The 13309-nt window shown below is 59.7% G+C and carries 11 protein-coding genes; 3 read left to right on the top strand and 8 right to left on the bottom strand.

The window, feature by feature from the left end; genetic code table 11:
* Positions 1 to 233: 233 nt before the first annotated feature.
* The 7 genes from EIY71_RS25135 to EIY71_RS25105 form a co-directional block, all read right to left on the bottom strand.
* On the bottom strand, positions 234 to 659 hold the full coding sequence (locus EIY71_RS25135) for a GNAT family N-acetyltransferase (protein WP_007951452.1): 426 nt from the start codon (positions 657 to 659) through the stop codon (positions 234 to 236).
* The gene (locus EIY71_RS25130; RefSeq protein WP_007951451.1) at positions 652 to 1827 is read right to left on the bottom strand and encodes a cupin domain-containing protein; all 1176 of its coding nucleotides are present in this window, start codon (positions 1825 to 1827) and stop codon (positions 652 to 654) included. The genes EIY71_RS25135 and EIY71_RS25130 overlap by 8 nt, the downstream gene beginning before the upstream one ends.
* Before the next feature lie 86 nt (positions 1828 to 1913).
* Positions 1914 to 3284, bottom strand: coding sequence for an adenylosuccinate lyase (purB, locus tag EIY71_RS25125; protein WP_039767413.1), 1371 nt, complete (start codon positions 3282 to 3284; stop codon positions 1914 to 1916).
* A 127-nt stretch (positions 3285 to 3411) separates the two neighbouring features.
* Positions 3412 to 4035: a high frequency lysogenization protein HflD gene (gene hflD, locus EIY71_RS25120; RefSeq protein ID WP_039767411.1), complete on the bottom strand. Its 624-nt coding sequence runs from the start codon at positions 4033 to 4035 to the stop codon at positions 3412 to 3414.
* Positions 4032 to 5156, bottom strand: a complete 1125-nt coding sequence (gene mnmA, locus EIY71_RS25115) for a tRNA 2-thiouridine(34) synthase MnmA (protein WP_074688946.1) — start codon at positions 5154 to 5156, stop codon at positions 4032 to 4034. The genes hflD and mnmA overlap by 4 nt, the downstream gene beginning before the upstream one ends.
* 59 nt (positions 5157 to 5215) lie before the next feature.
* On the bottom strand, positions 5216 to 5662 hold the full coding sequence (locus tag EIY71_RS25110; protein WP_102687967.1) for an NUDIX hydrolase: 447 nt from the start codon (positions 5660 to 5662) through the stop codon (positions 5216 to 5218).
* Between the two features lie 78 nt (positions 5663 to 5740).
* Positions 5741 to 7966, bottom strand: a complete 2226-nt coding sequence (locus tag EIY71_RS25105; RefSeq protein WP_102687968.1) for an NADP-dependent isocitrate dehydrogenase — start codon at positions 7964 to 7966, stop codon at positions 5741 to 5743.
* A 481-nt stretch (positions 7967 to 8447) separates the two neighbouring features.
* Here EIY71_RS25105 and icd point away from each other — a divergent pair, with 481 nt between their 5' ends.
* Positions 8448 to 9704, top strand: a complete 1257-nt coding sequence (icd, locus tag EIY71_RS25095) for an NADP-dependent isocitrate dehydrogenase (RefSeq protein ID WP_007951441.1) — start codon at positions 8448 to 8450, stop codon at positions 9702 to 9704.
* A gap of 79 nt (positions 9705 to 9783) precedes the next feature.
* Here icd and EIY71_RS25090 read toward each other — a convergent pair whose 3' ends face one another.
* Positions 9784 to 10065, bottom strand: a complete 282-nt coding sequence (locus tag EIY71_RS25090; RefSeq protein WP_085745987.1) for a cold shock domain-containing protein — start codon at positions 10063 to 10065, stop codon at positions 9784 to 9786.
* 224 nt (positions 10066 to 10289) lie between these two features.
* Between EIY71_RS25090 and clpS the strand changes: the two genes are divergently transcribed.
* Both clpS and clpA read left to right on the top strand, forming a co-directional pair.
* Positions 10290 to 10673: an ATP-dependent Clp protease adapter ClpS gene (gene clpS, locus EIY71_RS25085; protein ID WP_011334948.1), complete on the top strand. Its 384-nt coding sequence runs from the start codon at positions 10290 to 10292 to the stop codon at positions 10671 to 10673.
* 30 nt (positions 10674 to 10703) lie between these two features.
* A complete protein-coding gene (clpA, locus tag EIY71_RS25080) occupies positions 10704 to 12974 on the top strand; it encodes an ATP-dependent Clp protease ATP-binding subunit ClpA (RefSeq protein ID WP_007951436.1) in 2271 nt (756 codons plus the stop codon).
* Positions 12975 to 13309 lie beyond the last annotated feature (335 nt).

Raw genomic sequence — 13309 nt, 5'->3', positions numbered from 1 at the left:
CTCCGCTTTCGAAAGGCTTGATATTGCCAGTTTGTCGGCCCGGGGTGGGGCAAGTTGAATCCTAGACAGCAAAACGCCCCGGCATCGTCGGATGGCGGGGCGTTTTACGTGATCGTTCCCACGCTCCGCGTGGGAATGCAGCCAGTGACGCTCTGCGTCACATGCCGCAAGGGACGCGGAGCGTCCCGAGAGGCATTCCCACGCAGAGCGTGGGAACGATCGGCGCCTCGGTCTTAAGCTGAGTGACGAACCATATCGACATGCGGAATCCCGGCTTCGAGGAATTCCTCGCTGACCAGGTTGAAACCGAGGCGCTCATAGAACGCCGTGGCCTGTACCTGGGCGCTGAGCATCTGCTGCTTCAGGCCGCGTGCTTCCGCTTCGGCAATCACCGCTTGCATCAGCGCATCGCCGACCTTCAGGCCGCGCCAGTCTTTCAGCACCGAAACCCGGCCGACATGCCCGTCGGGCAAGAGGCGGGCGGTGCCGATCGGAAAGTCGCCTTCGAAAGCCAGGAAATGCACCGCCGTGGCGTCATCAGCGTCCCACTCAAGCTCGGGTGGAACCGATTGTTCGGCAATGAACACCGTTTCGCGAATGCGGCGGATCTCGGCGTTGTCCTTTTGCCAGTCTGCAACACGTACGCGAATCTTATTCATCGTCGGCGAACCCCAGGCTTCCCTGTTTGACCAGTTCGCACAGCAGGCCGCGACCGTCTTCGTCGCTCAGCCAGTCACCGAGATTGTCTGTGTGCAGGGCGTCGGCAGAGCAGATCAGCTTCAGCAGTTCGCGCAGCTTGCCCGGCAGGTAACGGCTCTGACCGCTGGCGAACAGCAGCAGATCGTCATCGACGTCCGACCACGCCAGACGCGCGCTCGGGTTGCGGATCAGGATGGCACCGTCTTCGAGCGCGCCGAGGAGGTCTTCTTCCTCGACTTCTTCCGGGCCGACCACCAGCTCTGGATAACGCGGCTCGGTCATGTACTGGCCGAACCAGGTCAGCAGCAGGCGTTCGTCGCTCATGTGTTCGGCGAGCAGCGCTTTCAGGCGGCCGAGTGCATCGTGCTGGATCTGATGTGGATCATCGCTGACCGGCTTGGCGTCGGCGTCGGTGTAGCGCTCTTCGTCAGTCAGGAACTGGCTGAGGAAGTCGGTGAAGTGGGTCAGCACTTCAGCGGCGCTCGGTGCGCGAAAGCCGACCGAGTAGGTCATGCAGTCATCGACGGCAACGCCGCAGTGAGCCAGGCGCGGCGGCAGGTAGAGCATGTCGCCCGGTTCCAGGACCCACTCTTCGGTCTCGTGGAATTCGGCGAGGATGCGCAGATCCGCGTGTTGCAGCAGCGGGCTTTCGGAGTCGCACATCTGGCCGATTTTCCAGTTGCGCTTGCCGTGGCCTTGCAGCAGGAACACGTCGTAGTTGTCGAAGTGCGGACCGACGCTGCCACCCGGAGCGGCGAAGCTGATCATCACGTCGTCGACGCGCCAGCTCGGCAGGAAGCGGAAGTTTTCCAGCAGCTCGCTGACTTCCGGCACGAACTGATCGACCGCCTGCACCAGCAGGGTCCACTCGCGCTCCGGCAGTTTGCTGAATTCGTCTTCGGCGAACGGGCCGCGACGCAGTTCCCAAGGGCGCTCGCCGTGCTCGATCACCAGGCGCGATTCGACTTCTTCTTCCAGGGCCAGGCCGGCGAGTTCGTCGGCGTCGATCGGGCTTTCGAAATCAGGAATCGCCTGACGGATCAGCAGTGGTTTTTTCTGCCAGTAGTCGCGCATGAATTCGCGCGCCGTAAGACCACCCAGAAGTTGAAGAGGAATATCGGGATTCATATGTAACCTATTGAAAAAAAGCATTTTTCAGACGGGAATAAAAACGCCCGGCGCGGCCGGGCGTCTCAAACGGGTCAAGCAGTCGATCAGATGCGTTTGGCTTGCGCTACAGCGTTTCCGATGTAGTTGGCCGGCGTCAGTTGCTTGAGCTCGGCTTTCGCAGCGGCCGGCATGTCCAGGCCATCGATGAAAGTCTGCAGCGCTTCAGGGCTGATGCCCTTGCCGCGCGTCAGTTCTTTCAGCTTCTCGTACGGGTTTTCGATGTTGTAGCGGCGCATCACGGTCTGGATCGGCTCGGCCAGGACTTCCCAGCAAGCGTCCAGATCGGCAGCGATCTTGTCAGCGTTCAGCTCGAGCTTGCTGATGCCTTTGAGGCTCGCTTCGTACGCGATCACGCTGTGGGCGAAGCCGACACCGAGGTTACGCAGCACGGTGGAGTCGGTCAGGTCGCGCTGCCAGCGGGAGATTGGCAGTTTGCTCGCCAGGTGCTGGAACAGTGCGTTGGCGATGCCCAGGTTGCCTTCGGAGTTTTCGAAGTCGATCGGGTTGACCTTGTGCGGCATGGTCGACGAACCGATTTCGCCGGCGATGGTGCGCTGCTTGAAGTAGCCCAGGGAGATGTAGCCCCAGATGTCACGGTCGAAGTCGATCAGGATGGTGTTGAAGCGCGCAATGGCGTCGAACAGCTCGGCGATGTAGTCGTGCGGCTCGATCTGCGTGGTGTACGGGTTGAAGCCCAGACCCAGCTCGTCTTCGATGAAGGCGCGGGCGTTGGCTTCCCAGTCGATCTGCGGGTAGGCCGACAGGTGAGCGTTGTAGTTGCCGACAGCGCCGTTGATCTTGCCCAGCAGCGGAACGGCAGCGACCTGAGCGATCTGGCGCTCGAGACGGTAAACCACGTTCGCCAGCTCTTTACCCAAGGTGGTCGGCGAAGCCGGCTGACCGTGGGTGCGCGACAGCATCGGCACGTCGGCGAAGCGGATCGCCAGTTCGCGGATGGCATTGGCAGTCTGGCGCATCAGCGGCAGCATCACGTCGTCACGGCCTTCGCGCAGCATCAGGGCGTGGGACAGGTTGTTGATGTCCTCGCTGGTGCAGGCGAAGTGGATGAATTCGCTGACCTTGGCCAGTTCCGGCAGCTTGGCCGCCTGCTCTTTGAGCAGGTATTCGATCGCTTTTACGTCGTGGTTGGTGGTGCGCTCGATCTCTTTCACGCGCTCGGCGTGCTCCAGCGAGAAGTTCTCGGCCAGTTCATTCAGAACGGCGTTGGCTTCGGCGGAGAAGGCTGGCACTTCCGGGATGCCGGCGTGAGCGGCCAGGCGCTGGAGCCAGCGCACTTCAACCAGAACGCGGGCACGGATCAGACCGTACTCGCTGAAAATTGGGCGCAGGGCCTGGGTTTTGCCGGCGTAGCGGCCGTCAACAGGGGAAACCGCAGTGAGCGAAGAGAGCTGCATGGGGTGTTCTCGGACAGTCGGGCAACGAAATGGGGCGCGTATCATACATGAAAAAATCCGCCGGTCCGTCGCCAACTGACCGGCGTATTACGCGTTACAGACTACAAAGCTTTTATTGCGCGGCGATTTACTCGCTGCGCATCAACGGATACAGCTCTTTGAGCAATTTGCGCCGGCTGACGACCAGCTGCCAGCGATGACCGCCGAGCTGACGCCACAGGCGTGCCGAACGAATGCCGGCGAGCAGCAGGGCGCGGATCTTCGAGGCATTGCTCGGCTGCTGCAGGTTGCGCATGTCGCCATGCACCTGAATGCGTTGGCGCAGCGTGCTCAGGGTGTCCTGATACAGCGCACCGCAGGCTGCGATCACGTTTTCGTGGGCCGGGCCGAAGTGCTCGACCTGCGACTGGATCTGCGGCAAGCGCTTGCCGATCACGTCGAGCATGTCGTTGCGCTTGGCCAGTTGTCGCTCAAGGCCGAGCATCGACAGGGCGTAGCGCAGCGGTTCGCGTTGCAAGGTGCTTGGGTCGCGCTCGAGGGCGCCGATCAGCGCGCGGTAACCCTCGCGCAGGTTGATATCGTCGCCGCCGTAAACATCCAGCGTGTCTTTCGGGTCACGAACCAGCAGGCTGCCGAGCATGCAGCTCAGGCCGGCCTCGTTGGTCTGACCGGTCTTGGCGATCCGGTCGACCAGCACGGCGGCGAGAAACACGCCGCCCAGAGCGGTCAATTGCTCCTGAGTCGGGCTCATGCCTGGCCGCTCCACGGCTCGGCGACTTCGATCACGCCGCCACCGAGGCAGATTTCACCGTCATAGAACACCACCGACTGGCCCGGCGTGACCGCGCGTTGCGGCTCGTCGAATACGGCGCGATAGCCGGTTTCGGTTTTCTCAAGGGTGCAGGCCTGATCGCTCTGGCGATAACGAACCTTGGCAGTCAGGCGCAGCGGCTGGCTTAGATCGATCGGGTTGACCCAATAGATTTCCGAAGCGAGCAGGGCGCTGGAGAACAGCCACGGATGGTTGTTGCCTTGACCGACGATCAGCTCGTTGGTGTCCAGATCCTTGCGCAGCACGTACCACGGCTCATCGCCGGCGTCTTTCAGACCGCCGATGCCCAGGCCCTGACGCTGGCCGATGGTGTGGTACATCAAGCCGTGGTGACGGCCGATGACTTCGCCTTCGGTGGTCTTGATCTCGCCCGGTTGTGCCGGCAGGTATTGCTTGAGGAAATCGCTGAAGCGACGCTCGCCGATGAAGCAGATCCCGGTGGAATCCTTCTTCTTGGCGGTCGCCAGCTCGTATTTCTCGGCAATCGCGCGGACTTCCGGTTTTTCCAGCTCGCCGACCGGGAACAGGGTCTTGGCGATCTGTTCGCCGCCGACGGCGTGCAGGAAGTAGCTCTGATCCTTGTTCGGATCCAGGCCCTTGAGCAGTTCGGTGCGGCCGTCGATGTCGCGGCGGCGCACGTAGTGACCGGTGGCGATCAGGTCGGCGCCGAGCATCATGGCGTAGTCGAGGAACGCCTTGAACTTGATCTCGCGGTTGCACAGGATATCCGGGTTCGGCGTGCGGCCGGCCTTGTATTCGGCCAGGAAGTGCTCGAACACGTTGTCCCAGTACTCGGCGGCGAAGTTGGCGGTGTGCAGCTTGATACCGATCTTGTCGCACACGGCCTGGGCATCCGCCAGGTCGTCCATGGCGGTGCAGTATTCCGTTCCGTCGTCTTCTTCCCAGTTCTTCATGAACAGGCCTTCCACTTCATAGCCCTGCTCGATCAGCAGGAGAGCGGAAACGGAAGAGTCCACGCCGCCGGACATGCCGACAATGACGCGCTTCTTGGATGTGTCAGAAGGGGCTGGATCACGCATAGGGATTCAATGAGTGTCTTGAAAAAGGACGCGATTCTATCAGGCTCACGGCCTCAAGGCTAAAGGGAAGGGCGGATCAGTTCGAGGCCGAAGCGATTGCCGGCCAGATAATCATCGATGCAACGGATGATCAGCTCGCTGCGCCAGTTGTCGCGCTGGGCCAATAATTCGTCGCGGGTCAGCCACTTGGCGCCGACGATGCCGTCGTCGAGTTGATAATCCGGGTGATGTTTCACGGCTTTGGCGCTGAAGCACACGCGCTGGTAAGTCACGCCGTTGCTCGGGGCGGTGTAAAGATAAATGCCGACCACGGCGGTGGGTTCGACGTCCCAGCCGGTTTCTTCGAGGGTTTCGCGCACGGCGGCTTCGATCAGGGTTTCTTCCGGATCCAGATGACCGGCGGGCTGATTGAGCACGTTACGCCCGGCCTTGTGTTCCTCGACCATCAAAAAACGCCCGTTGTCCTCGACGATGGTGGCGACGGTGATGTGGGGGAGCCATTGCATTGATTGAATCTCCTGAGCGATAGGCAGAAACACAAACCCCGGCGCAAGGCCGGGGTCTGTGATGTTCCCTTTACAACCTTATACCAGCGCAGCGATGGCCGCGTTGAGGGTTGCGCTTGGGCGCATGGCCTTGCTGATCAGCTCGGCATTGGCGTGGTAGTAACCGCCGATGTCCACTGGCTTGCCTTGAACGGCGTTGAGCTCGGCAACGATGGTCGCTTCGTTCTCGGTCAGGGTCTTGGCCAGAGTCGCGAACTGCGCTTGCAGTGCAGTGTCTTCGGTCTGGGCGGCCAGGGCTTGTGCCCAGTACATTGCCAGGTAGAAGTGGCTGCCGCGGTTGTCGATGTTGCCGACTTTACGCGATGGCGACTTGTTGTTGTCGAGGAACTGGCCAGTGGCCTGGTCCAGGGTCTTGGACAGAACCAGCGCTTTCGGGTTGTTGTAGTTCACACCCAGGTGCTCGAGAGACGCGGCCAGGGCCAGGAATTCACCCAGCGAATCCCAGCGCAGGAAGTTCTCTTCGACCAGTTGCTGCACGTGCTTCGGAGCCGAACCGCCGGCGCCGGTTTCGAACAGGCCACCGCCGTTCATCAGCGGCACGATCGACAGCATCTTGGCGCTGGTGCCCAGTTCCATGATCGGGAACAGGTCGGTCAGGTAGTCACGCAGTACGTTGCCGGTCACCGAAATGGTGTCCTTGCCTTCGCGGGTGCGCTGCAGGGTGTATTTCATGGCATCGACCGGCGCCATGATCTGGATGTCCAGACCAGCGGTGTCGTGATCCTTCAGGTAAGCCTGAACCTTCTCGATCACCACGCCGTCGTGGGCGCGCATCGGGTCCAGCCAGAAAATGGCTGGCGTTGCGCTTGCACGAGCACGGTTGACGGCCAGTTTGACCCAGTCCTGGATCGGCGCGTCTTTGGTCTGGCACATGCGGAAGATGTCGCCGGCTTCAACAGCCTGTTCCATCAGCAGGGTGCCTTTGCTGTCGGTTACGCGAACCACGCCGTCGGCCTTGATCTGGAAGGTCTTGTCGTGGGAACCGTACTCTTCAGCCTTTTTAGCCATCAGGCCAACGTTTGGCACGCTGCCCATGGTGGTCGGATCGAAAGCGCCATTGGCTTTGCAATCTTCGATCACGGCCTGGTAGATGGTGGCGTAGCAGCGATCCGGGATCACAGCCTTGGTGTCGTGCAGCTGGCCGTCGGTGCCCCACATCTTGCCGGAGTCACGGATCATGGCCGGCATCGAGGCGTCGACGATAACGTCGCTCGGCACGTGCAGGTTGGTGATGCCTTTGTCGGAGTTGACCATCGCCAGCGAAGGACGAACGGCGTAGACCGCCTGCACGTCGGCTTCGATCTGGGCTTGTTGTTCGGCCGGCAGGGATTTGATGCGGGCGTACAGGTCGCCGATGCCGTTGTTCAGGTTGAAGCCGATCTCGGCCAGCACGTCGGCGTGCTTGGTCAGGGCGTCGTTGTAGAACTCGGCAACGATCTGGCCGAACATGATCGGGTCGGAGACCTTCATCATGGTGGCTTTCAGGTGAACCGACAGCAGCACGCCTTGTTGCTTGGCGCTGTCGATTTCAGCGGCGATGAACGCGCGCAGAGCCTTTTTGCTCATCACGGAGCAGTCGAGGATCTCGCCCGCCTGAACGGTGGTTTTTTCTTTCAGGGCGGTGGTGGTGCCGTCTTGGGCGACCAGCTCGATTTTCACGGTGTCAGCGGCGTCGATCAGGGCCGCTTTTTCGCTGCCGTAGAAATCGCCGGTGCTCATGTGAGCGACGTGGGACTTGGAGTCCTTGGCCCAGGCGCCCATTTTGTGTGGGTGCTTGCGAGCGTAGTTCTTGACCGACAACGGCGCGCGACGGTCGGAGTTGCCTTCACGCAGAACCGGGTTCACGGCGCTGCCCTTGACCTTGTCGTAGCGCGCCTTGGCGTCTTTGTCGGCGTCGCTGGTCACGGTTTCCGGGTAGTCCGGCAGGTTGTAGCCCTGGGCCTGCAGTTCTTTGATCGCGGCTTGCAGTTGCGGAACCGAGGCGCTGATGTTCGGCAGCTTGATGATGTTGGCTTCAGGCGTAACGGCCAGGTCGCCCAGTTCGGCGAGGTGGTCGGCTACGGCTTTGTCGCCCAGTTGCTCGGGGAAGCTGGCCAGAATACGTGCTGCAAGAGAGATATCGCGGGTTTCCACGGCGATATCGGCCGAGGCGGTGTAAGCCTCGATGATCGGCAGCAGGGAATAGGTGGCGAGGGCTGGAGCTTCGTCGGTGAAGGTATAGATGATCTTCGAGCGGGTGGGCATATTCGGATTAACTCTCTCTTCTTTGCTAAAGCGTGCGCAGAAACTCGAGGGGCGCCGGGTAAGCGCGTTCGTTCAAAGTCATCCATGAACCGAATGTCGAGAATCTTCGCGGTGATGTTGGGTGCATCAGTAGAGCGTCAAGCAGTCGGACTGCGGTAACAACCCGACCAATCAGGCGGAAAGTCTCGTGCTAGAGAGGCCAGCCGTCGTGACCCTTTGGTCAGCGGGCGGCATTATACATAGGTAGCTGGCAATCTGCCGATGGTTCATATGCAACGATTCTCGTCCATTGGTCTAAAGGTCGCAGGCCGGGGTGGGGCGTAGAGTCGCCGTGAATGCTTGAGATTGGCGCTTTTCCCTTTGCTTTCAGGCTTGTACGAACCGAGATGTGGTCGCGCCCGGAACAGAGGGTTTGCGTGTTGATTTAACTGGGTTACGCTCGAACCAAGCCAGATGTTCAATCCAAACAATGGAGTTCAGCATGGGTTACAAGAAGATTCAGGTTCCAGCCGTCGGCGACAAAATCACCGTCAACGCAGACCATTCTCTCAATGTCCCTGATAACCCGATCATTCCCTTCATCGAAGGTGACGGCATTGGCGTCGACGTCAGCCCTGTGATGATCAAAGTGGTTGATGCTGCCGTAGAGAAAGCCTACGGGGGCAAGCGCAAGATTTCCTGGATGGAGGTTTATGCTGGCGAAAAAGCAACTCAAGTCTATGACCAGGACACCTGGCTGCCCCAGGAAACCCTGGACGCGGTCAAGGATTACGTGGTTTCCATCAAGGGCCCGCTGACCACCCCGGTCGGTGGCGGCATCCGCTCCCTCAACGTTGCCCTGCGCCAACAGCTCGATCTCTATGTCTGCCTGCGCCCTGTGGTGTGGTTCGAAGGCGTGCCAAGCCCGGTGAAAAAGCCTGGCGACGTCGACATGGTGATCTTCCGCGAGAACTCCGAAGACATTTATGCCGGTATCGAATGGAAAGCCGGCTCCCCTGAGGCCACCAAGGTCATCAAGTTCCTGAAAGAAGAAATGGGCGTCACCAAGATCCGTTTCGACCAGGATTGCGGCATCGGCATCAAGCCGGTTTCGAAAGAAGGCACCAAGCGTCTGGTGCGCAAGGCCCTGCAATACGTGGTGGACAACGACCGCAAGTCGCTGACCATCGTGCACAAGGGCAACATCATGAAATTCACCGAAGGTGCCTTCAAGGACTGGGGCTACGAGGTGGCGAAGGAAGAATTCGGCGCCGAGCTGCTCGATGGCGGCCCATGGATGAAATTCAAGAACCCGAAAACCGGCCGCGAAGTCGTCGTCAAGGACGCCATCGCCGACGCCATGCTCCAGCAGATCCTGCTGCGTCCGGCCGAATACGATGTGATCGCCACCCTCAACCTCAACGGTGACTACCTGTCCGACGCGCTGGCGGCGGAAGTGGGTGGTATCGGTATCGCGCCGGGTGCCAACCTGTCCGACACCGTGGCCATGTTCGAGGCGACCCACGGTACCGCGCCGAAATATGCCGGCAAGGACCAGGTCAACCCGGGTTCGGTGATTCTGTCGGCGGAGATGATGCTGCGCCACCTGGGCTGGACCGAGGCGGCCGACCTGATCATCAAGGGCACCAATGGCGCCATCAAGGCCAAGACCGTGACCTACGACTTCGAACGTCTGATGGAAGGCGCCACGCTGGTGTCTTCTTCGGGCTTCGGTGAAGCGCTGATCAAGCACATGTAAGAACGGCAGCTGCAACGAAACCGCCCGGCTCGAGTGATCGAGCCGGGCGGTTTGTTTTCTGGCAGGTGTTCGGGTTGCTTCAGCTGGTCACTGATTGGTGATGAGCGGCTGCCGAGGCGGCATCTTTTGCGGCTTCGACATTCTTGATTTCTGTAGCGTGAAGGCCTTTGGGGCCTTGTACGATCACGAATTCGACGATTTGCCCGGCTTTGAGGGTTTTGTACCCGTCCATCTTGATGGCGGAAAAATGGGCAAAGAAATCGATATCCTTGCCGTCCTCGTCCTTCCCCTCGCGGGATTCGGTATTGATGAAGCCGAACCCCTTGGCATTGTTGAACCATTTCACCTTGCCGACAGCCATGCTCAAATCCCTCTGCAACAGTCTCCATCGCTGGAGTATCATCCAATTCATCCGCAGTCGAATCCGTTAAAAAGATTGACTCCGCGGATCTTTTTTCCCCACTGTGGGTTCTATTGGTTGTAACACCGTTTTCCCGATAGTCAAGGTGACCGGGCAGTCGGAGTTGAAAACGTGTCAAGCCGCCCCCACCACTGTATTTGCACAACTGACGAACCTTTCTTTCCATGCATGCAATCAGCCAGATTCGACTAACATTCAATCAGGATCGCCCGCTTCTCCAAAAGGATCTTCCACAGGAGCACGACGACGATTCGGCAGGCGTTGCTGTTCAGGAAGCAAAGCCTGCGTTACAGGCGCCGCCGATGTACAAGGTGGTTTTGTTTAATGATGACTACACACCGATGGATTTCGTCGTCGAAGTGCTCGAGGTGTTTTTTAACCTGAATCGCGAGCTGGCGACCAAGGTCATGCTGGCCGTCCACACAGAAGGGCGGGCAGTATGTGGAGTGTTTACCCGCGACATCGCCGAGACAAAGGCCATGCAGGTCAACCAGTACGCCAGGGAAAGCCAGCATCCGCTACTCTGTGAAATCGAGAAGGACGGTTAATCGCCGACCACTTGGGTATGAGGTGAAGCTATGTTAAACCGCGAGCTCGAAGTCACCCTCAATCTTGCCTTCAAGGAGGCACGTTCGAAACGTCATGAATTCATGACCGTCGAACACCTGCTGCTGGCCCTATTGGACAATGAGGCTGCCGCCACCGTATTGCGTGCCTGCGGCGCAAACCTCGACAAACTCAAGCACGACCTGCAGGAGTTCATCGACTCCACCACGCCACTGATCCCCGTCCATGACGAGGATCGCGAAACCCAGCCAACCCTGGGCTTCCAGCGTGTGCTGCAACGTGCTGTCTTTCATGTGCAGAGCTCGGGCAAACGCGAAGTGACCGGCGCCAACGTGCTGGTTGCAATCTTCAGTGAGCAAGAGAGTCAGGCGGTGTTCCTGCTGAAACAGCAGAGCGTTGCACGCATTGATGTCGTCAACTATATCGCCCACGGCATTTCCAAAGTGCCGGGGCATGGCGATCACTCTGAAGGTGAACAAGATATGCAGGACGACGAGGGCGGTGAGTCTTCTTCTTCAGGCAATCCGCTGGACGCTTACGCCAGCAACCTCAACGAACTCGCACGCCAGGGCCGGATCGATCCGCTGGTCGGGCGTGAAACGGAAGTCGAGCGTGTCGCGCAGATTCTCGCGCGCCGTCGCAAGAACAATCCGCTGCTGGTAGGCGAGGCTGGCGTGGGTAAAACCGCGATCGCCGAAGGCCTGGCCAAACGTATTGTCGACAACCAGGTGCCGGACCTGCTGGCCAACAGCGTCGTTTATTCCCTCGATCTGGGCGCTCTGCTCGCGGGCACCAAGTATCGCGGTGACTTCGAGAAGCGCTTCAAGGCGCTGCTCAACGAACTGAAAAAACGTCCGCAGGCGATCCTGTTCATCGACGAAATCCACACCATCATCGGTGCGGGTGCTGCGTCCGGTGGCGTCATGGATGCCTCGAACCTGCTCAAACCGCTGCTGTCGTCTGGCGACATTCGCTGCATCGGCTCGACCACGTTCCAGGAATTCCGTGGCATCTTCGAAAAAGACCGTGCCCTGGCGCGTCGCTTCCAGAAGGTCGATGTCGTCGAGCCGTCGGTGGAAGACACCATCGGTATCCTGCGCGGCCTGAAAGGGCGTTTCGAACAGCACCACAACATCGAATACAGCGATGAGTCGCTGCGCGCCGCTGCGGAACTGGCTTCGCGCTACATCAATGACCGGCACATGCCGGACAAGGCCATCGACGTGATCGACGAGGCGGGCGCCTACCAGCGTCTGCAACCGGTCGAGAAGCGTGTGAAACGCATCGAAGTGCCTGAGGTCGAGGACATCGTTGCGAAAATCGCGCGGATTCCGCCGAAGCACGTCACCAGCTCCGACAAGGAACTGCTGCGTAACCTCGAGCGTGACCTGAAGCTGACGGTGTTCGGTCAGGACGCGGCGATCGATTCGCTGTCGACTGCGATCAAGCTGTCCCGTGCCGGGCTCAAGTCGCCTGACAAGCCTGTCGGTTCGTTCCTGTTCGCAGGACCGACCGGTGTTGGTAAAACCGAAGCCGCGCGTCAATTGGCCAAGGCGTTGGGGATCGAACTGGTGCGCTTCGACATGTCCGAGTACATGGAGCGTCACACCGTATCTCGTCTGATCGGTGCGCCTCCGGGGTATGTCGGTTTCGACCAGGGCGGTCTGTTGACCGAAGCGATCACCAAGCAGCCGCATTGCGTATTGCTGCTCGATGAAATCGAGAAGGCGCATCCGGAAGTCTTCAACCTGCTGCTGCAGGTGATGGACCACGGTACGCTGACCGACAACAACGGGCGCAAGGCGGATTTCCGCAATGTGATCGTGATCATGACCACCAACGCCGGTGCTGAGACGGCGGCACGTGCTTCGATCGGTTTCACCCATCAGGACCACTCGTCTGATGCGATGGAAGTGATCAAGAAGAGCTTTACGCCGGAATTCCGCAACCGTCTGGATACCATCATTCAGTTTGGTCGCCTCAGTCATGAGGTCATCAAAAGTGTGGTGGACAAGTTCCTCACCGAACTTCAGGCGCAGCTGGAAGACAAGCGTGTGCTTCTGGAAGTTACCGATGCGGCGCGCAGCTGGCTGGCGGCCGGTGGTTACGATTCGGCCATGGGCGCTCGTCCGATGGCGCGTCTGATCCAGGACAAGATCAAGCGTCCGCTGGCGGAGGAGATTCTGTTTGGCGAGCTGGCCGAGCATGGTGGTGTGGTTCACATCGACATCAAGGATGGTGAGTTGACGTTTGACTTCGAGACAACTGCAGAAATGGCCTGACGGCTGGTAAGTGAAAAGGCGCCTTCGGGCGCCTTTTTATTGTCTGCGGTTTTTATTTTGTGGGCATATCCGTTGCTTCGGGAGCTGCCGCTGGCGGTTTCGCCCTTACGGCGAGTCACCTTTTCCAAACGCCGAAAAGGTAACCCAAAAGGCTTCAACCCTGACGTACGGCCCTCGCTGTGGCTCGGGTTCCTTCGCTCCGGTATTGATCCGGGGGCATCGCCTACGGTTTGCTTCGCTGCACCTCCTCTCGATGCATGCGGCTGCGCCGCACGGTCGCTGCGCTCCCACCCCCGGATAAATCCCTCCACTCAGCCTTCCGATGGGGCTGGCAC

Origin of the sequence: Pseudomonas sp. CH235 (assembly GCF_004368175.1) — a bacterium.
Taxonomy (GTDB): domain Bacteria; phylum Pseudomonadota; class Gammaproteobacteria; order Pseudomonadales; family Pseudomonadaceae; genus Aquipseudomonas; species Aquipseudomonas paraglycinae.
The sequence above is the reverse complement of the archived record's forward strand: the minus strand, read 5'-3'. Positions and strand labels throughout refer to the sequence as shown.

Excerpts from the sequence above, each read along its gene's own strand:
- EIY71_RS25135 (WP_007951452.1), bottom strand. The coding sequence starts at position 659 with ATGAATAAGATTCGCGTACGTGTTGCAGACTGGCAAAAGGACAACGCC.
- EIY71_RS25130 (WP_007951451.1), bottom strand. The coding sequence starts at position 1,827 with ATGAATCCCGATATTCCTCTTCAACTTCTGGGTGGTCTTACGGCGCGC.
- purB (WP_039767413.1), bottom strand. The coding sequence starts at position 3,284 with ATGCAGCTCTCTTCGCTCACTGCGGTTTCCCCTGTTGACGGCCGCTAC.
- hflD (WP_039767411.1), bottom strand. The coding sequence starts at position 4,035 with ATGAGCCCGACTCAGGAGCAATTGACCGCTCTGGGCGGCGTGTTTCTC.
- mnmA (WP_074688946.1), bottom strand. The coding sequence starts at position 5,156 with ATGCGTGATCCAGCCCCTTCTGACACATCCAAGAAGCGCGTCATTGTC.
- EIY71_RS25110 (WP_102687967.1), bottom strand. The coding sequence starts at position 5,662 with ATGCAATGGCTCCCCCACATCACCGTCGCCACCATCGTCGAGGACAAC.
- EIY71_RS25105 (WP_102687968.1), bottom strand. The coding sequence starts at position 7,966 with ATGCCCACCCGCTCGAAGATCATCTATACCTTCACCGACGAAGCTCCA.
- icd (WP_007951441.1), top strand. The coding sequence starts at position 8,448 with ATGGGTTACAAGAAGATTCAGGTTCCAGCCGTCGGCGACAAAATCACC.
- EIY71_RS25090 (WP_085745987.1), bottom strand. The coding sequence starts at position 10,065 with ATGGCTGTCGGCAAGGTGAAATGGTTCAACAATGCCAAGGGGTTCGGC.
- clpS (WP_011334948.1), top strand. The coding sequence starts at position 10,290 with ATGCATGCAATCAGCCAGATTCGACTAACATTCAATCAGGATCGCCCG.
- clpA (WP_007951436.1), top strand. The coding sequence starts at position 10,704 with ATGTTAAACCGCGAGCTCGAAGTCACCCTCAATCTTGCCTTCAAGGAG.